The 22,056-nt window shown below is 72.6% G+C and carries 21 protein-coding genes; 4 read left to right on the top strand and 17 right to left on the bottom strand.

All coding sequences use genetic code 11. From position 1 onward, the window contains the following. Window positions 1-85 precede the first annotated feature (85 nt). Window positions 86-1,075 (top strand): LLM class flavin-dependent oxidoreductase, encoded by a 990-nt coding sequence (locus ACFYYN_RS31710; RefSeq protein ID WP_500548487.1) that lies wholly within the window; start codon window positions 86-88, stop codon window positions 1,073-1,075. Window positions 1,076-1,168: 93 nt separating this feature from the next. On the opposite strand, the gene ACFYYN_RS31715 is transcribed toward ACFYYN_RS31710, so the two are convergent. From ACFYYN_RS31715 to ACFYYN_RS31730, 4 genes are all read right to left on the bottom strand, one after another. Further along, entirely contained in the window at window positions 1,169-2,599 is a 1,431-nt protein-coding gene (locus ACFYYN_RS31715; protein WP_500548488.1) for a sugar porter family MFS transporter, read from the bottom strand. A 205-nt stretch (window positions 2,600-2,804) separates the two neighbouring features. Beyond that, complete coding sequence (gene smc / locus ACFYYN_RS31720; RefSeq protein ID WP_500548489.1) at window positions 2,805-6,362, bottom strand: chromosome segregation protein SMC; 3,558 nt, start codon at window positions 6,360-6,362, stop codon at window positions 2,805-2,807. 175 nt (window positions 6,363-6,537) lie between these two features. Continuing rightward, window positions 6,538-6,726 (bottom strand): hypothetical protein, encoded by a 189-nt coding sequence (locus ACFYYN_RS31725; protein WP_319131640.1) that lies wholly within the window; start codon window positions 6,724-6,726, stop codon window positions 6,538-6,540. A 412-nt stretch (window positions 6,727-7,138) separates the two neighbouring features. Next, window positions 7,139-7,420 (bottom strand): acylphosphatase, encoded by a 282-nt coding sequence (locus tag ACFYYN_RS31730; RefSeq protein ID WP_500325655.1) that lies wholly within the window; start codon window positions 7,418-7,420, stop codon window positions 7,139-7,141. Window positions 7,421-7,544: 124 nt separating this feature from the next. On the opposite strand from ACFYYN_RS31730, the gene ACFYYN_RS31735 reads away from it, so the two are divergent. Beyond that, window positions 7,545-8,453 carry a CAP domain-containing protein gene (locus ACFYYN_RS31735; RefSeq protein WP_500548490.1) on the top strand — a complete coding sequence of 303 codons (909 nt, stop codon included), beginning with the start codon at window positions 7,545-7,547 and terminating at the stop codon, window positions 8,451-8,453. A 152-nt stretch (window positions 8,454-8,605) separates the two neighbouring features. Here the strand turns inward: ACFYYN_RS31735 and ACFYYN_RS31740 are convergent, their stop codons facing one another. Continuing rightward, window positions 8,606-9,484 carry a phosphotransferase gene (locus ACFYYN_RS31740; protein WP_500548491.1) on the bottom strand — a complete coding sequence of 293 codons (879 nt, stop codon included), beginning with the start codon at window positions 9,482-9,484 and terminating at the stop codon, window positions 8,606-8,608. A gap of 111 nt (window positions 9,485-9,595) precedes the next feature. Here ACFYYN_RS31740 and ACFYYN_RS31745 point away from each other — a divergent pair, with 111 nt between their 5' ends. Further along, window positions 9,596-10,054 carry a winged helix-turn-helix transcriptional regulator gene (locus ACFYYN_RS31745; RefSeq protein ID WP_500548492.1) on the top strand — a complete coding sequence of 153 codons (459 nt, stop codon included), beginning with the start codon at window positions 9,596-9,598 and terminating at the stop codon, window positions 10,052-10,054. Here the strand turns inward: ACFYYN_RS31745 and mutM are convergent. The 10 genes from mutM to ACFYYN_RS31795 form a co-directional block, all read right to left on the bottom strand. Beyond that, on the bottom strand, window positions 9,997-10,896 hold the full coding sequence (gene mutM, locus ACFYYN_RS31750) for a bifunctional DNA-formamidopyrimidine glycosylase/DNA-(apurinic or apyrimidinic site) lyase (protein ID WP_500548493.1): 900 nt from the start codon (window positions 10,894-10,896) through the stop codon (window positions 9,997-9,999). The two genes, ACFYYN_RS31745 and mutM, sit on opposite strands and share 58 nt — an antisense overlap. A gap of 94 nt (window positions 10,897-10,990) precedes the next feature. Further along, complete coding sequence (rnc, locus tag ACFYYN_RS31755) at window positions 10,991-11,740, bottom strand: ribonuclease III family protein (RefSeq protein WP_499514205.1); 750 nt, start codon at window positions 11,738-11,740, stop codon at window positions 10,991-10,993. A 19-nt stretch (window positions 11,741-11,759) separates the two neighbouring features. Further along, complete coding sequence (rpmF, locus tag ACFYYN_RS31760) at window positions 11,760-11,933, bottom strand: 50S ribosomal protein L32 (RefSeq protein WP_026251550.1); 174 nt, start codon at window positions 11,931-11,933, stop codon at window positions 11,760-11,762. 2 nt (window positions 11,934-11,935) lie between these two features. Then, entirely contained in the window at window positions 11,936-12,475 is a 540-nt protein-coding gene (locus tag ACFYYN_RS31765) for a YceD family protein (RefSeq protein ID WP_500325645.1), read from the bottom strand. A 178-nt stretch (window positions 12,476-12,653) separates the two neighbouring features. Beyond that, the gene (locus ACFYYN_RS31770; RefSeq protein ID WP_500548494.1) at window positions 12,654-13,721 is read right to left on the bottom strand and encodes an ATP synthase subunit B family protein; all 1,068 of its coding nucleotides are present in this window, start codon (window positions 13,719-13,721) and stop codon (window positions 12,654-12,656) included. A 10-nt stretch (window positions 13,722-13,731) separates the two neighbouring features. Beyond that, a complete protein-coding gene (gene coaD / locus ACFYYN_RS31775) occupies window positions 13,732-14,211 on the bottom strand; it encodes a pantetheine-phosphate adenylyltransferase (protein WP_499514202.1) in 480 nt (159 codons plus the stop codon). Between the two features lie 35 nt (window positions 14,212-14,246). Further along, window positions 14,247-14,828, bottom strand: a complete 582-nt coding sequence (rsmD, locus tag ACFYYN_RS31780; RefSeq protein WP_500548495.1) for a 16S rRNA (guanine(966)-N(2))-methyltransferase RsmD — start codon at window positions 14,826-14,828, stop codon at window positions 14,247-14,249. 70 nt (window positions 14,829-14,898) lie between these two features. After that, window positions 14,899-15,417 (bottom strand): hypothetical protein, encoded by a 519-nt coding sequence (locus ACFYYN_RS31785; RefSeq protein ID WP_499514200.1) that lies wholly within the window; start codon window positions 15,415-15,417, stop codon window positions 14,899-14,901. Between the two features lie 95 nt (window positions 15,418-15,512). Further along, window positions 15,513-17,711, bottom strand: a complete 2,199-nt coding sequence (gene recG / locus ACFYYN_RS31790; RefSeq protein WP_500548496.1) for an ATP-dependent DNA helicase RecG — start codon at window positions 17,709-17,711, stop codon at window positions 15,513-15,515. 215 nt (window positions 17,712-17,926) lie between these two features. Beyond that, entirely contained in the window at window positions 17,927-19,600 is a 1,674-nt protein-coding gene (locus ACFYYN_RS31795; protein WP_500548497.1) for a DAK2 domain-containing protein, read from the bottom strand. 268 nt (window positions 19,601-19,868) lie between these two features. On the opposite strand from ACFYYN_RS31795, the gene rpmB reads away from it, so the two are divergent. Then, on the top strand, window positions 19,869-20,054 hold the full coding sequence (gene rpmB, locus ACFYYN_RS31800) for a 50S ribosomal protein L28 (RefSeq protein WP_014628431.1): 186 nt from the start codon (window positions 19,869-19,871) through the stop codon (window positions 20,052-20,054). 94 nt (window positions 20,055-20,148) lie between these two features. On the opposite strand, the gene thiD is transcribed toward rpmB, so the two are convergent. Together thiD and ACFYYN_RS31810 are read right to left on the bottom strand one after the other, a co-directional pair. Then, entirely contained in the window at window positions 20,149-20,937 is a 789-nt protein-coding gene (gene thiD / locus ACFYYN_RS31805) for a bifunctional hydroxymethylpyrimidine kinase/phosphomethylpyrimidine kinase (RefSeq protein ID WP_500325636.1), read from the bottom strand. Window positions 20,938-20,959: 22 nt separating this feature from the next. After that, on the bottom strand, window positions 20,960-21,919 hold the full coding sequence (locus ACFYYN_RS31810; protein WP_499514196.1) for a thiamine-monophosphate kinase: 960 nt from the start codon (window positions 21,917-21,919) through the stop codon (window positions 20,960-20,962). Between the last annotated feature and the right edge of the window lie 137 nt (window positions 21,920-22,056).

Raw genomic sequence — 22,056 nt, forward strand, 5'->3', positions numbered from 1 at the left:
GGTCACGCGGCGGGCCCTCCCGGGAGCCACCCGGCGGGGGCCCACGAGTCTGTTCATCTGACGGTTCGTCAGCTAACGTCGGCGCATGCCCGCCACTGTCGTACGTTTCAACCTCGTCGACCCCGCGGCCGCGCCCGGGGCGCTGAGCCACCGCTACCGGGCGGCCCTGGAGATGGCCGCGTACGCCGACGAGCACGGCGTCGCCACCCTCCAGACCGAGGAGCACCACGGCTCCCCCGACGGCTGGCTGCCCTCACCCCTGACCTTCGCGGGGGCGGTCCTCGGCGCGACCCGCCGGATCGCGGTCACCGTCTCCGCGCTGATCGGACCGCTGTACGACCCGCTGCGGCTGGCGGAGGACCTCGCGGTGCTCGACCACGTCGGCGGCAGCCGGCTGGTCACCGTCGCCGGCATCGGCTACCGCCCGGAGGAGTACGCGGCCCTCGGGGTGGACTGGCACCGGCGTGGCGCCCTCCAGGACGAGCTGCTGGAGACGCTGCTCACGGCGTGGACCGGTGAGCCCTTCGTCTTCCGCGGCCGGACCGTCCGGGTCACGCCCCGCCCCCACAGCTCCCCGCACCCGCTGCTGATCGTCGGCGGCAGCTCGCGCGCCGCGGCGCGCCGGGCGGCGCGGTTCGGCCTGCCGTTCTTCCCCAGCGCCCACCTCCCGGAGCTGGAGACGTACTACCGGGAGCAGCTCGCCGAGCACGGCACCGAGGGCTGGTGCCTGATGCCCCCGCCGCAGGTGCCGCTGCTCCACCTGTCCGAGGACCCCGACCGCACCTGGGCCGAGTACGGGCGGCACCTGTTCCACGAGGCCGCCACCTACGCCTCCTGGCAGTCCGCCGGCATCCGCTCGGCGGTGCGCTCCAGCGCGGCCTCCCCGGAGGAACTGCGCCGCGAGGGCGTCTACCGCGTGGTCACCCCCGACGAGTGCGTCGCCTTCGCGGAGGCGAGCACCGACCCGGCCGCCGCCCTCGTGCTGCACCCGTTGTGCGGGGGCATGCCGGTCGAGGAGGGCTGGCGGAGCCTGCACCTGTTCGCCGAGCAGGTGCTGCCCCGGCTGAAGGACTGACCGGGCCCGGCCGCGAGCGGCCCGGCGCACGGCGCCGCCCCCGGGCCCGGAGGGGCACCACGGGGGCGGCGCGGCGGGAGCGGGTGGGGCTGGTCAGCCCATCTCCTCCAGGGTCTTGCCCTTCGTCTCCGGGACGAACCTGACGACGAAGGGGACGGAGAGCGCGGCGAAGGCCGTGTAGATCACGTAGGTCAGCGACAGGTTCCAGTCCGACAGGCTGGGGAAGCTGGCGGTGATCACCCAGTTGGCGACCCACTGCGCGCAGGCGGCGACGCCGAGCGCGGCGGCGCGGATCCGGTTCGGGAACATCTCGCCGAGGAAGACCCACACCACGACGCCCCACGACAGGGCGAAGAAGAGCACGAAGGCGTGCGCGCCGACGAGTGCCACGGCGCCCTCGGTGCCGGGGAGGCTGATGTGGCCGCCGGTGCCGGTCTTGTGGGAGAAGGCCCAGGCGACCAGGCCCAGCGAGACCGCCATGCCGACGGAACCGATGAGGGCGAGCGGCTTGCGGCCGATCCGGTCGACGAACAGCATCGCGATCACGGTGCCGATGATGTTGATGATCGACGTGGTGAAGGAGTAGAAGAACGAGCTGCTCGGGTCGACGCCCACGGACTGCCAGAGGGTGGCCGAGTAGTAGAAGATCACGTTGATGCCGACGAGCTGCTGGAACACCGACAGCCCGATGCCGACCCACACGATCGGGGCGAAGCCGAAGCGCCCGCCGAGCAGGTCCTTGAAGCGGGAGCGGTGCTCGCTGCGCATGTGCTCGCGGATCTCGGCGACCCGTGCGGCCGTGTCGGTGTGCTCGCCCTCGACGTCGCGCAGCACCTTCTCGGCGTCGGCGGTCCGGCCGGCGGAGATCAGGAAGCGGGGCGACTCGGGGATCGCGAAGGACAGCAGGCCGTACAGGACGGCGGGCACGACCATCACGCCGAGCATGACCTGCCACGCCTCGACGCCCAGCAGGTCGCCGCGCTGGTCGCCGTCGGCGGCCTGGAGCAGGCCCCAGTTGACGAGCTGGGAGACGGCGATGCCGATCACGATCGCGGCCTGCTGGAAGGAGCCGAGCCGGCCGCGGTACGCGGCGGGCGCGACCTCGGCGATGTAGGCGGGGCCGATCACCGACGCCATGCCGATGGCGAAGCCGCCGACCACGCGCCACAGCGCCAGGTCCCAGAGGCTGAAGGGAAGGGCGGAGCCCACGGCGCTGACCGTGAAGAGCGCGGCGGCGATCCGCATGACGCGGATGCGCCCGATGCGGTCGGCGACGCGGCCCGCGGTGGCGGCGCCGATCGCACAGCCGATCAGCGCGATGGCGACGACCTGGGCGAGCGCGGCCGAGCCGATGTCGTACTTCCCGCGGATGCCCTCGACGGCGCCGTTGATGACGGAGCTGTCGTAGCCGAAGAGGAAGCCGCCCATGGCGGCGGCCGCGGTGATGAAGATGACGTGCCCGAGGTGGTCGGCACGGCCGCCGGAGCGGCCGGCCGCCTGGGACTTCGGTGCGGTGGTGGTCACTGGTGAATCTCCCGGACTCTGCATTGAGCCCTCAGGTGGGGGGCAGGAGCAACGAGTGCCGGGACTTCCCAAGTCACCATCACTCGAACGCTAAAACAACATTGCAGACCTTATTCCTACAATCTTCAAAGTCAAACCCGCCCATTTTGACGCAACAGAGCAGAGGATCCCTCAGGGATCCCCTGCATTCGTTCACAACGTGAAGTCAGTCCTTGAGGCGCTGACTGATGACCTTCGACACACCGTCGCCCTGCATGGACACGCCGTACAGCGCGTCGGCGACCTCCATGGTCCGCTTCTGGTGGGTGATGACGATCAGCTGCGAGCTCTCCTGCAGCTCACGCATGATGCGGATGAGCCGCTGCAGGTTGGTGTCGTCCAGCGCGGCCTCGACCTCGTCCATCACGTAGAACGGGCTCGGCCGGGCCTTGAAGATCGACACCAGCAGCGCCACGGCGGTCAGCGAGCGCTCCCCGCCCGACAGCAGCGACAGCCGCTTGACCTTCTTGCCCGGCGGCCGGGCCTCCACCTCCACACCGGTGGTGAGCATGTTCTCGGGGTCGGTGAGGATCAGCCGGCCCTCGCCGCCGGGGAAGAGCCGGGAGAACACGCCCTCGAACTCGCGCGCCGTGTCGTGGTACGCGGAGGTGAAGACCTGCTCGACCCGCTCGTCCACCTCCTTCACCACCTGGAGCAGGTCGGCCCGGGTCTTCCTCAGGTCCTCCAGCTGTTCCGAGAGGAACTTGTGCCGCTCCTCCAGCGCCGCGAACTCCTCCAGCGCCAGCGGGTTGACCTTGCCCAGCTGCTGGTACGCCCTCTCCGCCGCCTTCAGCCGCTTCTCCTGCTCGCCCCGGTGGTACGGGCGCGGCGTGTTGCGCGGGTGCTCCGGGTCCTCCGGCAGCACCTCGCCCTCGGCGGGCGGGGACGGCGGCACGAGCTGGTCCGGCCCGTACTCCGCGACCAGGCCCTCGGGCTCGACGCCGTACTCCTCCAGGGCCTTGCCCTCCAGCTGCTCGACCCGCATCCGCTTCTCGGCGCCCAGCACCTCGCCCTTGTGGACGGAGTCGGTCAGCCGGTCCCGTTCGGACTTCAGCTCCCGGCCCTGGCGGCGCGCGGTGTCCAGCTCCGCCTCGCGCTCGGCCTTGGCGCGCTCGGCCGCGCCGCGTTCCTCGTCCGCGCGCCCCAGCGAGACCTGGACGCAGGCCAGCAGGCCCTGCGCGCCCTTCAGCACCGCCGAGGCGACCTGCGCCTCGTACTCCAGACGTGCCTTGCGCCGGGCGGCCCGCTGCCTGGCCTCGCGCTCGGCGCGGGCGGCGCGGTCCAGGCCGTCGGCGCGGCCGGCCAGGCCCTTGACCCGCTCCTCGTGGGTACGGACCTGGAGCCGCGCCTCCATCTCGGTCTGCCGGGCGTTGGCGCCGTCGGCGGCCAGCCGGTCCCGCACGGAGGTGTCCGGCTCCTCCTCGGCAGGGGCGGCCTCCGCCTCGCTCAGCCGGAAGGAGAGCTCCTCGAACTCCTCTATGGCGGCCGCCAGGGACTCCTCGGCGCGGCCCACGGCGGCGGCAGAACGTTCCGCCTCCCCCGCCGCGGCGCGTGCCTGGCCGCCCAGCCGGCCCAGCTGCTGGGCCACGGCCGACTTCTCCTTCTCCGCGGCCCGCCGACGCTGCGTCAGCTCGTCGACCACCCGGGCGGCGGCCGCCCGGCGTTCCTTGGCCGCGGCCTGCTCGTGCGCGAGCGCCTCGCAGCGCCCGGCCAGTGCCTCCAGCTCCGCGGCGGCCTCGTCGACGGCGGCCTGCACCTCCAGCAGGCTGGGGGCACCGGCCGAGCCGCCGTGGGCGAAGTGGGCGCCGAGGACATCGCCTTCGGCGGTCACCGCGGTCAACCGCGGGTGGGCGGCGACCAGTGACTCGGCGTCGGCGAGGCTCTCCACGACGACGTAGTCCCGCAGCAGACGGCGCACGGCCGGGAGCAGTTCGTCGGGGCCGCCGACGAGCGCGGCCGCCGCACGCGCGCCCGGGGGCGCCTCGGCGGTCTCCTGCGGGGCGGCGTCACCGGCGAGGAGCAGCGTCGCGCGTCCCGCGTCGTCCTTGCGCAGCAGCCGCAGCGCCTCGGCGGCGGCGGACGGGCCCGAGACGGCGACGGCGTCGGCGGCGGCGCCCAGCGCGGCCGCGACCGGCACCTCGTGGCCCGGGGCGACGGTGAGGAGTTCGGCGGCGGGGCCGAGCAGCCCGGCCAGGCGGTCGCCCGCGGCGAGCAGGGCACCGGTGCCGTCCTTGCGGCGCAGACCGAGGGCGAGTGCGTCGTGGCGCGCGGCGAGGGCGGCCCGCCGGCGTTCGGCGGTGGTGGCGGCCTCGCGGGCGGCGGAGTGGGCCTCGTCGGCGCCGGCCTGCTCGTCCTTGGCCGCTTCGAGGCGCTCGTCGAGCTCGGAGTCGTCGGCGTCCAGGTCCTCGACCCGGGCGCGGAGTTCCTCGTACTCCTCCTGCGCGGACTCGGCACGCTCGCGCGCCTCGTCGCGGGCGGCGGTCAGCCGGCCGATCTCGGCTTCGGCGGATCCGGCCTTGGAGCGGGCGGCGTTGACCTGACCCTGCAGCCGGGCCAGACCCTCGCGACGGTCGGCGATGGCGCGGGCGGCGGCCTTGAGCGCCTTGTCCTCGTCCGCGAGGCGGCGTTCCAGCTCGGCCCGGTGGTCGACCGTGTCGTCCAGGGCGCGCTGGGCGGCCTCCAGGGCGTCGGTGAGTTCCGCCTCCTGTTCGCGGATGCGGGCGGCCTCGCGCTCCATGTCCTCCGGATCGCGGCCGCGCCGCTCCTCGGCGGGCTGCGCGGTGGCATGACGTACGCGCTGCTCGGCCAGGCCAATGGTGCCGCGCACCCGCTCGGCCAGTTGCGACAGCCCGTACCAGGTGGCCCGGGCCTCGGCGAGCCGCGGCGCGAGCGCCCTGACCTGCTCCTCCAGCCGCGCCTCGCGTTGTACCGCGGCCGCCAGCTCCGCCTCGACGGCGTCGCGGCGCTCCTTGAGCGCGGCCTCGTCGGCGACCTCGGCGTGCAACGCCTTCCGCAGGGTGACCAGGTCGTCGGCGAGCAGTCGCAACCGGGCGTCGCGCAGGTCGGCCTGGATGACCACCGCCCGGCGGGCGACTTGTGCCTGCCGGCCCAGCGGTTTGAGCTGACGGCGCAGCTCACCGGTCAGGTCCTGGACGCGGGCCAGGTTCGCCTGCATGGCGTCCAGCTTGCGCAGCGCCTTTTCCTTGCGCTTGCGGTGCTTGAGGACCCCGGCCGCCTCCTCGATGAAGGCGCGGCGGCCCATCGGATCGGCGTGCAGCACCGAATCCAGTTGTCCCTGGCCGACGATGACGTGCATTTCGCGGCCGATACCGGAGTCGGAGAGCAGTTCCTGGATGTCCAGCAACCGGCAGGTGTCACCGTTGATCTGGTATTCGCTGCCGCCGTTGCGGAACATGATCCGCGTGATGGTGACCTCGGCGTAATCGATCGGGAGGGCACCGTCGCTGTTGTCGATCGTGAGCGACACCTCGGCCCGGCCGAGCGGCGGCCGTCCCGTCGTGCCGGCGAAGATGACGTCCTCCATCTTGCCGCCGCGCAGCGACTTGGCGCCCTGTTCGCCCATGACCCAGGACAGCGCGTCCACGACGTTGGACTTGCCGGAACCGTTCGGGCCGACGACACAGGTGATTCCGGGTTCGAATCGCAGGGTCGTCGCCGAGGCGAATGACTTGAACCCGCGCAGGGTCAGGCTCTTGAGGTGCACGCCGCTGGACTCTACCTCCCGCTCCCGGTTTCACCGAGGAATGCGGGGGGCACATGCAATGCAAGGGCGGAGATCATGGGAGGGCGAACGGGGCGGCAAACGACGAAGGGACGCCGGGGCGTCCCTTGCACATTCCCAAACGGAGTCGTTTCCCCTGACCGGCCGAAAGGCCGGGTCAGGCGAGAACCGGCTCCGCGTGAGGTACGTCGACGAGCTCGTGCGAGGCAGCGGCCAGCGCATCGTTCTCGGCCTGGATCCGTACGAGCTCGGTTTCCAGGTCCTGGACACGCTGCTGCAGCCTTCGCATCTCGGCGAGGAGTCGAGGGTCGGGGCCGCCGACGTAACCGAGAAGCGCCTTTGCCATGATGGATGGTCCTCCACGCTGAGTGACCGACCGGGGAGCGGTGTGGGTCGTGAGTGAGGGGTTATAGGCACCCGCGCCGTGTGCGCCGAAGCTGCCCTTTGCCATGCCTACAGCTGCGGTGCGCGGGGCTTCCAGCGTCTCACCAAATAGTTAGACGGTCAACACGATCACAGCCCGGGCGTCGGGTGCGCCTAAGAAAACACGGCGCGAGAGGGCGCCGCGGGCGTCCCGCGTGGCGTGGAGGACAGGGCCGTCGACCGCTCCCCGAAGATCACCGCGTCCTCGATGTCGGCAGCCTCGCACGCGGTGCGCGAAATGGCAACCTCCTTGTCGCTCTTGCCACGTGAGATTGCCGTTGATCTGTCACCTCACCCCTCACCTGCGAGGACGGGGCGGTGTGCGGGTCGGTGGGTCAGCGGATCGCGAAGCCGTCGTAACCGCCGCGCGGCTCGCCCCAGATTTCGGTGACGCCGTCGACGCGTCCGGGCGTGTCGCCGGTCCGCAGCCAGTCGAGCAGACCGTCGCAGCGCGACCGCTCACCTTCGGCCACGATCTGCACGCGGCCGTCCGAGAGATTGCTCACATACCCGTCGAGTCCGCCGATCTCCAGTGCGTTCACCCGCGTCCACCAGCGGAAACCCACTTGGTGCACTCGGCCTCGCACCCAGGCGGTGAGTCGGACAGCGTCGTTCATGAAAGCACGCTAACCCCTCAGTTGCCCAGGGTTCACACCTGCCCCGCCTGTCTTTCGGTACAGTCGCGCCGCAACAGGACTCACCCGTTCGGGTGAACACCGTCGACATAAAGGACTGCACCGGATGGGCCGCCACAGCCGTAAAGCCTTTGAGCCGGCGCCGTTCTCGGAGGAGGCGCCGCGCCACCGCGGGCAGAGCAGCAGGGCCCGGCGGCGCAAGCAGAACCCGGTGCGCACCGGGCTCCTGGCCTCGTCCGCCGCGCTGGCCGTGGGTGCGATCGGCGTCTCCAGCGGGCTGCTGCCCTCGCCGGACGGCTCCGGCGGGTTCTCGTACCACGACGACGCTCCCGGCCAGGTCCAGGCCGCCGGGCTGCCGAACACCGCGAGCCCCCAGGACGTCGGCGCCGTCCCCGCCGGCCGGGATACCTCCGCACCCGCCAGCCGCGGCAACGCCCGTACGACCGCGCCCCCCGCCGCCCCGTCGGCACCGGCGACCACCGCGACGCCGACCCCCTCCGCCTCCACCTCCGCCCCGGACGACGGCGCTGCCACCCCCACCGCTCCGCAGCCCTCCGCGTCCTCCGCGCCGGCCACCGTCCCCTCCCCGCCCGCGGCCACCCTCGTGCCGGGCGGCGACGAGGCGCAGGACGGCGACCAGAGCGTCGCCGAGGTCTCCGTCCTCGCCCTGGTGAACACCGTCCGGGCCACCGCCGGCTGCCGGCCGCTGCGCGACGACAAGAAGCTCTCCGAGCTCGCCTCCGACTTCAGCGCCGACATGGCCGCCCGGGCCTTCTTCGACCACACCGACCCCGACGGCGACGACCCCTGGGACCGCGCCGCGCAGGCCGGCGTCAAGGACCTCGGCGGCGAGAACATCGCCCGCGGCCAGGCCACGGCCCAGGAGGTCATGGACGCCTGGATGAACAGCGAGGGGCACCGCGCCAACATCCTCAACTGCGACTACAAGACGATCGGTGTCGGCGCCGTCTTCGGCGACGGCGGCCCCTGGTGGACGCAGGACTTCGGCTACTGAGCCGGCCACCGGCCGTCGGCGCTCCGTTGAGCGCCGACGGCTCCGGGCACGTACAGGTGGGTGTGGTCGAGAAGGACACGCCGCCGGAGGGCGGCCCGGCAGCCTCCCGGAGCAGGTGGCGCCCGGGGTTCGGGCGCGGTGTGCGTCGTGCCCTAAGGGGCGGTGAGAGCCGCCTCGATCGAGGAGCCGTGGCGTTCCAGCCAGGCCTCGCGGCGTTTGATCTGGTCGCCGACCCCCTCGTGCCACATGCGGGCCCAGCCGCCGCCCTCGGTCTCGGCCATCCGCTTCATGGAGAACCACGCGCGGCGGGTCCGGAGCACGGCGACCTCCAGCAGGCGGCCGCGGTCAATGCCGGACATGCCGTACGCGTCGGCGAGGAGGCGGCAGCGCCGGGGGACGTCCACGTCGCGCAACTGGGGGTCGGCGTCGGCGGGGTCGCCGATGGGGGCCCAGTAGAGCATCGCGTTGTGGATCTCCTCGACCCTGGGAACCGGCCTGGCCAGGTCGAAGTCGATGAGCGCGGCGGCCCGGCCGGCCCGGAAGACGATGTTGTCCGGCGTGAAGTCCATGTGCCCGATCACCTCGGCGGGATGCGCGGGCGCGGGAGGCATGTCCGGGTGCGGCGCGGGACCGGCCGGGGCCTGGACGCCGTCGGGTGGGGTGAAGCCGGCTACCGCGTCGTCGTAGGCGCGGACCAGGCGGCCGACCGAGACGAGGCGGCCCTCGTCGGCGATCCAGGCGGGCCGCGGCCGTCCGGCGACCTCCCCCGCCACGTAGGTCAGCACCTCCCGGCCGGCGGTGTCGATGCCGAGGAGGCGCGGCGCGCCGGCGAATCCGACGTCCTCCAGGTGACGGAGCAGGGCGTGCACCAGGGGGCTGTGGGCGCCGGTCGGACGGCGGACGGTGTCGCCGACGCGGACGACGCCCTCGGTCACGTCACCGCCGACCAGGGGGATCTCCGGCTGCGGCTCGGCGGTCTCGGCGTAGGGGGCGGCGGGGGCGGGCGGAGCGGGCGGGCCGTCGGGAAGCATCCGCCCATTGTGCGCCGTAAGGCCTCGGCCACGCCGGGGATTCGGGGCCGTAACTCACCGAGGGGAAGCGCAACCCCACGGGTGGCGCTGTGGACGAGTACGCTCACGCCCATGGAGACGTCCGTGCGGGCCGGCGACGCCACCGGCGGCAGTGATGGTGCCGGCACAGCGAACCCGGAGTTCGACGTGTTCGCCCGCTCGTGCCCGTCGCGCCCCACGCTGGAGCACGTGACCGGCCGCTGGGGCTCGCTGACGCTGGGCGCGCTGGTCGACGGGGCACTGCGGTTCAACGAGCTTCGCCGCCGCGTCGACGGGGTGAGCGAGAAGATGCTCTCCCAGACCCTGCACGCGCTCGAACGGGACGGGCTGGTGCACCGCGAGGCGCGGCCCACCAACCCGCCGCGGGTCGACTACAGCCTCACACCGCTGGGCCGGGACACGGCCGAGCGGCTGCTCGCGCTGATCGGGCTCGTGGAGTCGCGGATGCCGGAGGTGCTGGCGGCGCAGCGGCGCTACGACGGGCGGACGGTGACGGCGGACGTGCCGCCCGGACCGCGCGGCGGTCGCTGACAGCGCGGGCAGAAGTAGCTCGACCGGTTCATCCAGGGACGGCGGCGGATCGGGGTGCCGCAGCGGCGGCAGGGCTCGTCCTCGCGGCCGTAGGCGTCCAGGGAGCGGTCGAAGTAGCCGGACTCCCCGTTGACGTTGACGTACAGGCTGTCGAAGCTCGTGCCGCCGGCGGCGAGGGCGTCGGTCATGACCTCGCGGATGTGGGTGAGCAGTTCGGTGGTGACCGGGCGGGTCAGGGTCGCGGTCGGCCGCTCGTAGTGCAGCCTGGTGCGCCACAGCGCCTCGTCCGCGTAGATGTTGCCGACCCCGCTGATCAGCGACTGGTCGAGCAGCGCCCGCTTGATCGTGGTGCGGCGGCGGCGCAGCGCGGTGTGGAAGGCCGCGTCGTCGAAGCGGGGGTCGAGCGGGTCACGGGCGATGTGCGACAGGGGGACCGGCAGCCGCTCGGGGTCGCCGGGCACGCACTCGTGCAGCGACAGGCCGCCGAAGGTGCGCTGGTCGACGAAGCGCAGCTCGGTGCCGAGGTCGTCCTCGAAGCGGATCCGGATCCGCAGGTGGGTCTCGGCGGGCGCGTCCTCGGGCTGGACGAGCAGCTGGCCGCTCATGCCGAGGTGCCCGAGGAGCGCGAGCGGGGAGTCCTGGAGCGGCAGCCACAGGTACTTGCCGCGGCGCAGGGCGGGACCGAAGGTCTGCGCCGCCAGCCGGTCGGCGAAGTCCGCGCCGCCGGCGAGGTGGCGGCGCACGGCGCGGGCGTGCAGCACCTCGGCCCGGGCGACGGTGCGGCCGCTGACCCAGCGGTCCAGACCGCGGCGTACGACTTCGACCTCGGGCAGCTCCGGCACGCGGTGCGCTCCTCTCGGAAGGCGGTTCCCCGCCCGGGGAACCGGAAGGCCCGCCCGGTCGGCCTCGGGGGCCGGCCGGACGGGCCTGACGGGTTCAGCTCGCGACAGTGCCGTTCGCGTCGCGCTTGGCGCGGATCCCGCGCCAGGCGGCCTCGGCGGCCTGCTGCTCTGCTTCCTTCTTGCTGCGGCCGGTGCCGGTGCCGTACTCGACACCACCGACGCGGGCGGCAGCCGTGAAGGTCTTCTCGTGGTCCGGTCCGGTCTCGGAGACCACGTACTCCGGGACACCGAGGCCCTCGCCCGCGGTGAGTTCCTGGAGGCTGGTCTTCCAGTCCAGTCCCGCCCCGAGGTTGGAGGACTTCTCGATCAGTGGATCGAAGAGCCGGTGCACCAGCTCCGACGCGGCGTCCAGGCCCTGGTCCAGGTAGACCGCCCCGATCACCGCCTCGAGGGTGTCCGCGAGGATCGACGCCTTGTCCCGGCCTCCCGTGCCCTCCTCGCCCCGGCCGAGGCGGACGAAGCTGCCCAGGTCGAGGCCACGGCCGACGTCGGCCAGGGCTCGGGAGTTGACCACCGCGGCCCGCAGCTTGGCGAGCGTGCCCTCCGGGAGGTCCGGGTGGGTGCGGTAGAGCGTGTCCGTGACCACCAGGCCGAGCACGGAGTCCCCGAGGAACTCCAGGCGCTCGTTGGTGGGCAGACCGCCGTTCTCGTACGCGTACGAGCGATGGGTCAGCGCACGCACCAGAAGGGCGGGTTCGAGTGTGTACCCGAGCCGCCCTTCCAGAACCGCGGGGGACGAGGCTGCCTTACCGGCGTCCGTCGACGTTGCGCCGTCTGACGACATGGAGCCCCTCACCCGCCGATCAGACCTCGAGGACCTGACGACGGTTGTAGGTGCCGCAGCTCGGGCACGCGATGTGCTGCTGCTTCGGCTCGTGGCAGCGCTCGCACGCCACCAGGCTCACGGGCGCAGCCTTCCACTGCGAACGGCGGTGGCGCGTGTTGCTGCGCGACATCTTCCGCTTGGGAACAGCCACGGCTACTTCTCCTGGTTCTCGTCGGCGCCGTCCTCGGCACCGCTCAGCTGGATTTCCTGCAGGGCCGCCCAACGGATGTCGGTGACCTCGTGGTGGTGGTCCGGGTCGTCCGCCAGCCGCGCCCCGCAATCGGAGCACAGACCGGGACAGTCGTCCTGGCACACCGGCTGCAGCGGCAGTTCGAGAACCACCGCGTCGCGCAGCACGGGCTCGAGGTCGAACAAGTCGCCCTCGAGGAAGAGAGTGTCCTCCTCCTCGGCGTCGTCACCGGCGTCGGCGGCACCGTGGTGCCCACCGGTCCGGGTGTCGGCGTCGGGGTAGGAGTACAACTCCTGGAACTCCGTCTCGAGCTCACGCTCGAGCGGCTCCAGACACCTTACGCACTCCCCCGAGAGCGGTGCGCGGGCGGTGCCCGTGACGAGCACCCCCTCCATCACCGACTCCAGGCGGAGGTCCAGCTCGATCTCCGTGCCCTCGCGGACACCGATGACCTCGATGCCCATGTCCTTGGGGGCCGGCACCGAGCGGGAGACCTTCTTCATCGCCCCAGGACGACGACCCAGCTCGTGCGTGTCGAACACGAGCGGGTTGCGGTGGTCGAGGCGGGTGTTCAGGGCTCCTGCTTTCTTCGGTTCGGCGCGTGCCCGTCGCCACGACGGCGGGCACGCCAAAGCGCCGGGGATCACACGGCTGAGGGATCAGGATACCGGTCCCCCGGGCTCAGCCCAAACCGCGCTCCTGCTCCAGCTCACGCAGCCGGTTCAGGTCGATCATGCTGGTGTCGAAGAAGCTCGTCTCGTCGAGCGCCGCGCCCTGCCCCTGCTGGTGCTGCTGCACGACGTACTGCTGCTGCTCGTAACCGCTCTGCTGCGGCTGCTGCCAGCCGTAGTTCGGGTCGTAGTAGGCCTGCTGCGGCTGGGCGGCGTACGGGTCGGCGTACTGGCCCTGCTGCTGGTACGGGTCCGGCTGCTGGACCTGCTGCTGGTACGGGTCCGGCTGCTGGTAGCCGTAGTCGGGCTGCTGGACGGCGTTCGGGTCGTACTGGTAGTCGCCGGGGGCCACGGGGGCGGCCAGGCCCGCGAGGTACTCGGCGTCGGACTGCCCGGGGACCTGGCCCTCGGGGTCCGCGTCGTGGGCGCCCAGTTCGTCCATGGGGCGGTGGCCGGTCAGCTTCAGGCGGCCCCGTCCGACGGCCTCCAGGGTCTTGCTGAGCACCGCCTCGAAGGCGCCCAGCTTGGCGTCCACGTACTCGTCCGCGCGGCGGCGCAGCGTCTCGGGGTCCCCGCTGCGCTCCGGCGCGTCGTCCTCGTCCGCGTACGGGTAGCCGTTCTCGTCGAGGGCCGGGCCGTGGCCCAGCAGCTTCTCGCGACCGCGGTCCACCGAGCCGATGGTCTTGGTCAGCACGACCTCGAAGTTGGCGAGCTTGCTGTCGACGTAGTCGTCGGCCTCGGCCCGGATCTCGGTGGCCTCGCGCTGCGCCTCCGTGACGATGCGCTCGGCCTCCTGCTGCGAGCGGCGGGCGATCTCGGTGTCGGAGATCAGCGAACCGCGTTCCGCGTGCGCGGCGCCGATGATCCGGCCGGCCTCGGCCCGGGCCTCCTCGACCATCTGCTCCCGCCCGCCCAGCAGCTGCTGGGCCTGGGAGAGCGAGTCGGGCAGCGCCGACCGTACGTCTTCGAGCATGGCGAGCAACTCGGCACGGTTGACCACGCAGGAGGCCGACATCGGCATGGACCGGGCGGCCTCCACGGCGGCCACGATCTCGTCGAGCTTCTTCTGGACGTCCACGTTCCAGACTCTACTGCTGCGCGAGCTTCTTCTTGAGGGCCTCCAGCACGACGGGGGGCAGCAAGTGCGCGACGTCGCCGCCCCATTGCGCCACCTCCTTGACGAGGCTGGAGGACAGGAAGCTGTAGGTGGGGTTGGTGGGGACGAACAGGGTCTCCACGCCGGACAGCCCGTTGTTCATCTGGGCCATCTGCAGCTCGTAGTCGAAGTCGCTGACCGCGCGCAGGCCCTTCACGATGGCGGGGATGTCGCGCTGCTTGCAGAAGTCCACCAGCAGGCCGTGGAAGGCCTCCACGCGCACGTTGCCGTACCCGGCGGTGACCTCCTCGATGAGGGCGATGCGCTCCTCGATCGAGAAGAGGCCCTTCTTCGACTTGTTGATCATCACGGCCACGTAGACCTCGTCGTACAGGCGCGAGGCTCGGGCGATGATGTCGAGGTGTCCATTGGTGACGGGGTCGAAGGACCCCGGACAGACTGCGCGGCGCAACGGTGACTCCTCGCTCTGAGGGTTCTGCGGGTGGTTCATGACGCGTCGGTGACGTCGGCGGCGCGACCGTACCAAAGCGTCCCTTCGCCGTACCGCCGGGCCCTGATCCCTTCGTACCCCTCGGGCCAGCGGAATTCCCCGCCTCGGGTGCTCCTCTCCACGGTGGCGACGGCGTCCGCGTCGAGCCAGCCCTGCGTACGGAGTGTGAGCAGGATCTCGCGCAGCTCGTCGTCGGTGACCGCGTACGGCGGGTCCAGGAACACCAGGTCGTACGGGTCCGTCGGAGGCGGTCCCGCGACGACCTTCTCGGCCTTTCCGGCCCGCACCTCGGCGCCGGGCAGCCCGAGGGCGCGGACGTTCTCCCGGATGACGCGGGCGGCGCGAGGGTCGGACTCGACCAGCAGCACGTGCGCCGCGCCGCGTGAGAGCGCCTCCAGGCCGACGGCGCCCGATCCCCCGTACAGGTCGATGACCCGCGCCCCGTGCAGGACGCCGCGCAGCGACTCCCAGGTGGAGAACAGCCCCTCCTTCGCCCGGTCGGAGGTGGGTCGGGTTCCGTTGCCCGGCGGCACGGCCAGGCGACGGCCACCGGCGGCTCCGGCGATCACGCGGGTCATCTGCGGCTCATTCGTCTCGTGGGCGGGGGGAACGGCGCCGTCGCGGCGCCGCTCCCCCACGATACGTAGGTCAGTCCCGGCCCTGCTCTTCCACGGCCCCGACGAGCGCCGGCGAGGCGTAGCGCGACCAGGACAGGCAGCCGTCGGGCGGGCAGTGCTCGGGGCGGCGCGGGTCGTGACCGAGCTCACGCAGCTTCGTCCGGACGGAGTCGGGCGTACGGCCGAAGCGCGCGGCCACGCGGGCGATGGACTCGCCGTCGTGGAACCGGCGGACCAGTTCCTCCTCGTGCTGCGGCACCCAGGGCGCGCCGTGCCCCGGGAACAGCTCGCGCAGCACGTCGCGGTCGGGTATGGGCTCGGCCACGTCGGCCACGAGGGCGAGGGCGCGCAGGGCACGGTTGAGGGCGATGCGCAGGGACGGGACGTCGGTCAGCGGCAGCGTGAGCGTGCCGGAGGCGAGGAGGGTGTCCGGGTCGTCCTCGGACCAGCCGGCCAGGGTCAGGGTGACGGTGGTGTCGTCGTCGCTGGAGAGCTCGATCCGGAAGACCTTCTCACCGAGCGGCAGTTCGTTGAGGTGACGGAACGACATGAAATCAGCCCCCAAAGGTCCAACTACGCCTATTCCCGAGCGGATCGGCGCGGACTGTGTCCATTCTCCCAGGGGGCACTGACAATGACGGTCCGTCAGCCCTTGTCGAGGTACTGCTCGCGGTCCGCGTCGACCAGGCTCTCCAGCGCGCTGCGCAGGTCCGGCTGACCCTCCAGTCCGGGGTCCGCGGCGACCAGCGAGGTGGCCTCCTCCCGGGCCGCCGCGATCACGTCCTCGTCGTCGATCACCGTGAGCATGCGCAGCGACGAGCGCGTCCCGGACTGGGCCTGCCCGAGGACGTCGCCCTCACGCCGCTGTTCCAGGTCGATGCGGGAGAGCTCGAAGCCGTCCAGCGTCCCGGCCACGGCGTCCAGCCGGGCGCGGGCCGAGGTCGCCTCCGGCATCTCGGACACCAGCAGGCACAGACCGGCCGCCGCACCACGCCCGACCCGGCCGCGCAACTGGTGCAGCTGCGAGACGCCGAAGCGGTCCGCGTCCATGATCACCATGGCGGTGGCGTTCGGCACGTTGACGCCGACCTCGATCACCGTGGTCGCCACCAGCACGTCGACCTCGCCGGCGGCGAAGCGGCGCATCACGTCGTCCTTCGCCTCCGCCTGCATCCGCCCGTGCAGCACCTCCACGCGCAGCCCCGCCAGCGGCCCCTTGGCCAGCTGCTCGGCGATCTCCAGCACCGCCAGCGGCGGCCGCCGCTCCGCCTCGTCCTCCGCGGACTTCTTCTTCGGGTCCGGCTCCTCGTCGCCGATCCGCGGGCACACCACGTACGCCTGGTGCCCGTTCTCGACCTCCTCGCGCACCCGTTCCCAGGCGCGCGACAGGAAGTGCGGCTTGTCCTTCGCCGGCACGACGTGCGTGGCGATCGGCGAACGTCCGGCCGGCAACTGGTCCAGCACGGAGGTCTCCAGGTCGCCGAAGACCGTCATCGCGACGGTGCGCGGGATCGGAGTCGCCGTCATCACCAGCAGGTGCGGCGGCTGCTTGGCCTTGCCCCGCAGCGCGTCGCGCTGCTCGACACCGAAGCGGTGCTGCTCGTCGACCACGACCAGCCCCAGGTCGTGGAACCCCACCTTGTCCTCGATCAGCGCGTGCGTGCCCACGACGATCCCGGCCTCGCCGGTCACCAGGTCAAGCAGCGCCTGGCGGCGGGCGGCGGCCCCCATGGAACCGGTCAGCAGCACGACCTTCGTGCCCAGGTCCGAGCCGCCGAGCATGCCGCCCTCGGCGAGGTCGCCCATCATCTCCGTGATCGACCGGTGGTGCTGCTGCGCCAGCACCTCCGTCGGCGCCAGCATCGCGGCCTGGCCGCCCGTGTCGACCACGCCGAGCATGGCGCGCAGCGCCACCATCGTCTTGCCGGAACCCACCTCGCCCTGGAGCAGCCGGTGCATCGGGTGGTCCGTCGCCAGGTCCGCGAAGATCTCGGCCGACACCTGCTCCTGGCCCTCGGTGAGCGTGAACGGCAGCCGCGCGTCGAAGGCCTTCAGCAGTCCGTCCTCCGCCGGCACGCGCGGCACGGCGGGCAGCGCGTCCTCCGCCGCCCGGCGCCGCGCGAGGGCCACCTGCAGCACGAACGCCTCGTCCCACTTCAGGCGCTCCTTGGCGATCATGATGTCGGCCTTGGACCGCGGGCGGTGGATCTTCTCCAGCGCCTCCGGCAGCGCCACGAGCCCGCGCGACTCCCGCAGCGTGGCGGGCAGCGGCTCGCCCGTGCCGGACCACTGCGTGGCGCCGAGGGAGGTCAGCACGGTGTCGACGGTCTTCGCGATCGTCCACGAATTGACCTGCTTGCACGCCGGGTAGATCGGGATCAGCCGGGCGGCGAAGGCGTCCACGGCCTCCTTGCCGTCCTCGGCGTCCAGCAACTGGTACTCGGGGTGCGCCAACTGCAGGGCCCGGTTGAACACGGACACCTTGCCGGCGAACATCCCGCGGCGGCCCGGGAGGAGGTCGTGCTCCGGCTTGAACACCCCCCGGCCGAAGAAGACCAGGGTCAGCGAGCCGCTGCCGTCCGTGACGACCACCTCGAGGCGCGACTTGCCGGGGCCGTAGGTCTTCTTCGTCGCCTTGGCGACGCGCGCGACCACGGTGACGTGTTCGTCCAGCGGGAGGTCGGACAGGCGCGTCAGCTCGCCGCGTTCCGCGTAGCGGCGTGGGTAGTGGTGCAGCAGGTCGCCGACGGTGCGCAGGTCGAGATGGTCGGCGAACACCTTTGCGGTGCGGCCGCCGACGGATTTTGCGAGCGGTTCGTCAAGGGCAGCAGACATCGCGTCCATCTTTGCGCACGGGGCCGACAAAGTTTGTGTTGCGGCCCGGGGTGCTGCGGCTGCGCCGGGCTGCCCGGGTGGTCGTGTGCGGGTGCGTTGCGCCTGCGGCGGGCATCCCCCGCCCTCCCGCCCTCCCCCAGCCTTCGGCCGGGGGGGGAGGGCGGGCGGCGGGGAAACCCCCAACGGCAACCACAACGGCGCCGCACGCGGCGACGCGGGGGCGGCTACTCGACGCCGATGAGGAGGGGGCACGTTTCCTGGCCACCGTCGTAGACGACCGTGTCGACCGCGAGGTGGCTGTCACGGACGTGCGCCTCGAGCCGGTCCGCCAGGTCCGCGGGCGCGTCGGACCCGATGACGAGCGTGACCATCTCCCCGCCCGCGGCGAGCATGCGGTCCAGGACGATGATCCCGGTCTCGACGAGGTTGCCGCCGATCACCGCGACGTCCCCGTCGATGAGGCCGAGGACGTCCCCGGCCTGGCAGACGCCGGCCATGGTCCAGGACTGGGCCTCCGCGACGGCGAGCTCGGCGTAGCGCGTGGCGCCGGCCGCGGAGGTCATGGCGACGACGTCCTCGTCGAAGCGCCGGGTGGGCTCGTGGACGGCGAGGGCGGCGATGCCCTGCACCGCGGACCGCGTGGGGATGAGCGCCACGCGGACGCCCTCCGTGCGCGCCTGTTCGGCCGCGGCGCCCACCGCGTGCCGCAGTTCGACGTCGTTGGGCAGCAGGACGACCTCGCGGGCGTGCGCACGGCGGATGGCTTCCGCGATGTCGCCGCTCGCGGGCGGCTCTCCGGGCCGTACGGCGACCACGGTGGCCCCGGCCTGGGTGCACAGCTCGGCGAGGCCGTCGCCGCGCACCACGGCGACCACGGCCCGGAGCGTGCGCTCGCCCCGCCCGCCGGTGGCCCCGCGGCGGCCCTGCTCGAGCGCGCGGGCCTGGTCGCCGAAGTGCGTCACCTTGATGCGGTACGGCCGTCCCGCCTCGATCCCGGCCTCGATGGCGGCGCCCACGTCGTCGACGTGGACGTGGACGTTCCACAGCCCGTCCCCGCCGACGACGACGAGGGAGTCGCCGAGCCGGTCCAGCCGGGTGCGCAGCGCGGGGACGGCGCGGTCGGGTGCCTCCAGGAGGTAGATGACCTCGAAGTCCGGCCCGCCGGGCACCGCGTGCGGGTCCGCGCCGTCCCCGCCGGTCGCGCAGCCGTAGGGCACGATCTGGGACGCGCCCCTGGGCAACGGCACCCGCAGGGCGTCGTCGAGCGGGCCCATCGGGGCCTGTCCCGAAACCGCGTCCGCGAGGGCGCCCAGGACGGCGACGAGGCCGCGGCCGCCGGCGTCGACGACACCGGCGTCGCCGAGGACGGCCAGTTGCCGCGGAGTTGCCGCCAGCGCGAGGCGGGCCGCCTCGTACGCGGCCCGGGAGACCTCGTGGACGTCGCCGGTCACGGCGGCGGCCGCCTCCGCGGCGGCCGTGGCGACGGTGAGCATCGTGCCCTCGACCGGATGCGCGACGGCCTGGTAGGCGGACTCCGCGGCCCGGCGCAGGGCCGGCCGCAGGTCACCGGCGTCCTCGGCGAGGACCTCGGCCATGCCGCGCAGCAGTTGGGCGAGGATCGTCCCGGAGTTGCCGCGTGCTCCTATGAGCGCGCCGTGCGCCATGGAGCGCAGGCACGAGGTGAGGTCCGGGATGCCGCCCGAGGCGGCGTGGCCCTCGAAGACGGCGTCCACGGACTGGGCGGCGGACTCCACGGTCAGGAACAGGTTCGTGCCGGTGTCCCCGTCGGCGACGGGGTAGACGTTGATCGCGTCGATCTCCTCGCGGGCCCGGCCGAGCGCCTGGAGGGACAGCCGGCACCATGCGCGCACCGCGGGAGGGTCGAGCGTCGGCGGCACGTGTTCCTCCTGCGGGGGCGGCCGGGGACCTGGGGTGGGGAGGTGTCCGCACGCAGCGTACTGAGCGCCGGGGCCCTCCGGGCGACCGCCCGTACCGCTGACCATGGTAATTTCGAGGGACAGGAGCGGACGTAGTATGCTGCTCCGGTTGCCTGGGGCTGTCCCGGGCCGTCCCTCGGCATCACTGGTCTTCCTTCAATCATTTTGACGGATGCCGGATGCCGCCGGGATTTATCCGTTAGTGCATCTGAAGTCTTTGGAGTGACCCGTGGCTGCCAACTGCGACGTCTGCGGCAAGGGGCCGGGCTTCGGCAACAACATCTCGCACTCGCACCGCCGTACTCGCCGTCGTTGGAACCCCAACATCCAGACGGTGCGTGCTGTGGTCGGTCGGACGCCGAAGCGCCTCAACGTCTGCACCTCGTGCATCAAGGCCGGCAAGGTCGCGCGCTGACGCATAGGACGTCGTAGCGCAGCCTTGCGGCTACCGGAGCCGGTCCACCCTCGTGGTGGACCGGCTTTCTGCTGTGCCCTCCCGCCGGTTCACCTCAGCGCTGCCGCCAGGCGTGGTCCACGGGGCCGATGCCGCCGCCCAGGGGGAAGCCCGCCGCGATGGCGCCGGTGACGTACTCCTTGGCGGCGTGGGCCGCCTCGGGGACGTCCAGGCCCCGCGCCAGGAACGAGGCGACGGCGGACGCCAGGGTGCAGCCGGTGCCGTGGGTGTGCCGGTTGTCGTGGCGCGTGGCGCGCAGCCAGTGCTCGCGGCTGCCGTCGGTGAGCAGGTCGACGGCGGCGCCGCTGAGGTGGCCGCCCTTGATCAGGACCCAGCGGGGGCCGCACTTGAGGACGGCCGCCGCGGCCTCGCGCATGGCGGGCTCGCCGTCCACGACGACTCCTGTGATCTGGCGCACCTCGTCCAGGTTGGGGGTGGCGACGGTGGCCAGCGGCAGCAGGCGGGTCCGTACGACGTCGACGGCGTCGGCGGCGAGCAGCGGGTCGCCGTGCTTGGAGACGCCGACGGGGTCGACGACCACGGGGACGTCGAGCGGGGCGAGGAGTTCCGCGACGGCGGTGACGAGTTCCGCCGAGGAGAGCATCCCGGTCTTGACCGCCTGGACGCCGATGTCGTCCACGACGCTGCGGAACTGGGCCCGTACGGCGTCCACCGGCAGGTCCCAGGCGCCCTGGACGCCCAGTGAGTTCTGCGCCGTGACGGCCGTGACCACGCTCATCCCGTGGACGCCGAGGGCGAGCATGGTCTTCAGGTCGGCCTGGATGCCCGCGCCGCCGCCGGAGTCGGAGCCGGCGACGGTGAGCACACGCGGTGGGATCGTCATACGGCGAATCTAGTCGCCGTCGCTACTCGGATCCGAAGTGGTCCCAGCCGCCCGCCTTGTCCCAGGGGGCGCCGTCCACGGTGACCTGGGGTGCCGTGGTGGCCTTCACCACCCGGCCGATGACCCGCCAGCGGGCGGGCAGCTTCGTGTCCGGGGGGAAGGCGGCGACTATCGCGTGGTCCTCTCCCCCGGTCAGCACCCAGTGCAGCGGGTCGACCCCGACGGCCTGGCCGATGTCGGCCATCTGCGCGGGGATGTCGATGTCGGCGGAGGACAGGTCTATGGCGACGCCGCTGGCGGCGGCGATGTGGCCGAGGTCGGCGACGAGCCCGTCGCTCACGTCGGTCATGGCCGTCGCGCCGAGTTCCGCGGCGGCGGGACCTGCGTGGTACGGCGGTTCGGGACGGCGGTGGGCCTCGACGAAGGCCCGCGGCGAGCGGAACCCCCGGGAGAGGACGGCGAGTCCCGCCGCGGACCAGCCCAGCCAGCCGGTGACGGCGACGACGTCGCCGGGGCGGGCACCGGATCGGGTGACGGGTTCGCGGTCGCGCAGGTCACCCAGTGCGGTGATGGAGACCATGATCGTGTCACCGCGGACGACGTCGCCGCCGACCACGGCCGCGCCGGCCACCTGGCACTCGTCCCGGATGCCGTCCATCAGCTCGACCGGCCAGGTCACCGGCAGGTCGGCAGGGACGACCAGGGCGAGCAGCACCGCGGTCGGGACGGCACCCATGGCGGCGATGTCGGCGAGGTTCTGCGCGGCGGCCTTGCGGCCCACGTCGTAGGCGGTGGACCAGTCGCGGCGGAAGTGCCGCCCCTCCACGAGCGCGTCGGTGGTGGCCACCACCCGCCGGTCCGGGGCGGCGACCACGGCGGCGTCGTCACCCGGTCCGAGCCGGACGGCGGGGCTGGAGGTGAGCCGGGCGGTCAACTCCCTGATGAGTCCGAACTCCCCCAGTTCGCCCACGGTGCCCTTCATCTGACTGTCCCCTTCACCTGGCCGGTCCCCTTCTGTGTGCGCTTGCGCGACGGCTTCGGCACGGCCGGTACCGCGCGGGTCTCCCCGCGGCATGCGGCGACGCGGTACCGTGACGTTCCCTCCCACATGATCCTCGT

This window comes from Streptomyces sp. NPDC001902 (assembly GCF_042891295.1).
Lineage (GTDB): Bacteria > Actinomycetota > Actinomycetes > Streptomycetales > Streptomycetaceae > Actinacidiphila.

Excerpts from the sequence above, each read along its gene's own strand:
- ACFYYN_RS31710 (WP_500548487.1), top strand. The coding sequence starts at position 86 with ATGCCCGCCACTGTCGTACGTTTCAACCTCGTCGACCCCGCGGCCGCG.
- ACFYYN_RS31725 (WP_319131640.1), bottom strand. The coding sequence starts at position 6,726 with ATGGCAAAGGCGCTTCTCGGTTACGTCGGCGGCCCCGACCCTCGACTC.
- ACFYYN_RS31730 (WP_500325655.1), bottom strand. The coding sequence starts at position 7,420 with ATGAACGACGCTGTCCGACTCACCGCCTGGGTGCGAGGCCGAGTGCAC.
- ACFYYN_RS31735 (WP_500548490.1), top strand. The coding sequence starts at position 7,545 with ATGGGCCGCCACAGCCGTAAAGCCTTTGAGCCGGCGCCGTTCTCGGAG.
- ACFYYN_RS31740 (WP_500548491.1), bottom strand. The coding sequence starts at position 9,484 with ATGCTTCCCGACGGCCCGCCCGCTCCGCCCGCCCCCGCCGCCCCCTAC.
- ACFYYN_RS31745 (WP_500548492.1), top strand. The coding sequence starts at position 9,596 with ATGGAGACGTCCGTGCGGGCCGGCGACGCCACCGGCGGCAGTGATGGT.
- rnc (WP_499514205.1), bottom strand. The coding sequence starts at position 11,740 with ATGTCGTCAGACGGCGCAACGTCGACGGACGCCGGTAAGGCAGCCTCG.
- ACFYYN_RS31765 (WP_500325645.1), bottom strand. The coding sequence starts at position 12,475 with ATGAAGAAGGTCTCCCGCTCGGTGCCGGCCCCCAAGGACATGGGCATC.
- rsmD (WP_500548495.1), bottom strand. The coding sequence starts at position 14,828 with ATGACCCGCGTGATCGCCGGAGCCGCCGGTGGCCGTCGCCTGGCCGTG.
- ACFYYN_RS31785 (WP_499514200.1), bottom strand. The coding sequence starts at position 15,417 with ATGTCGTTCCGTCACCTCAACGAACTGCCGCTCGGTGAGAAGGTCTTC.
- recG (WP_500548496.1), bottom strand. The coding sequence starts at position 17,711 with ATGGACGCGATGTCTGCTGCCCTTGACGAACCGCTCGCAAAATCCGTC.
- thiD (WP_500325636.1), bottom strand. The coding sequence starts at position 20,937 with ATGACGATCCCACCGCGTGTGCTCACCGTCGCCGGCTCCGACTCCGGC.
- ACFYYN_RS31810 (WP_499514196.1), bottom strand. The coding sequence starts at position 21,919 with ATGAAGGGCACCGTGGGCGAACTGGGGGAGTTCGGACTCATCAGGGAG.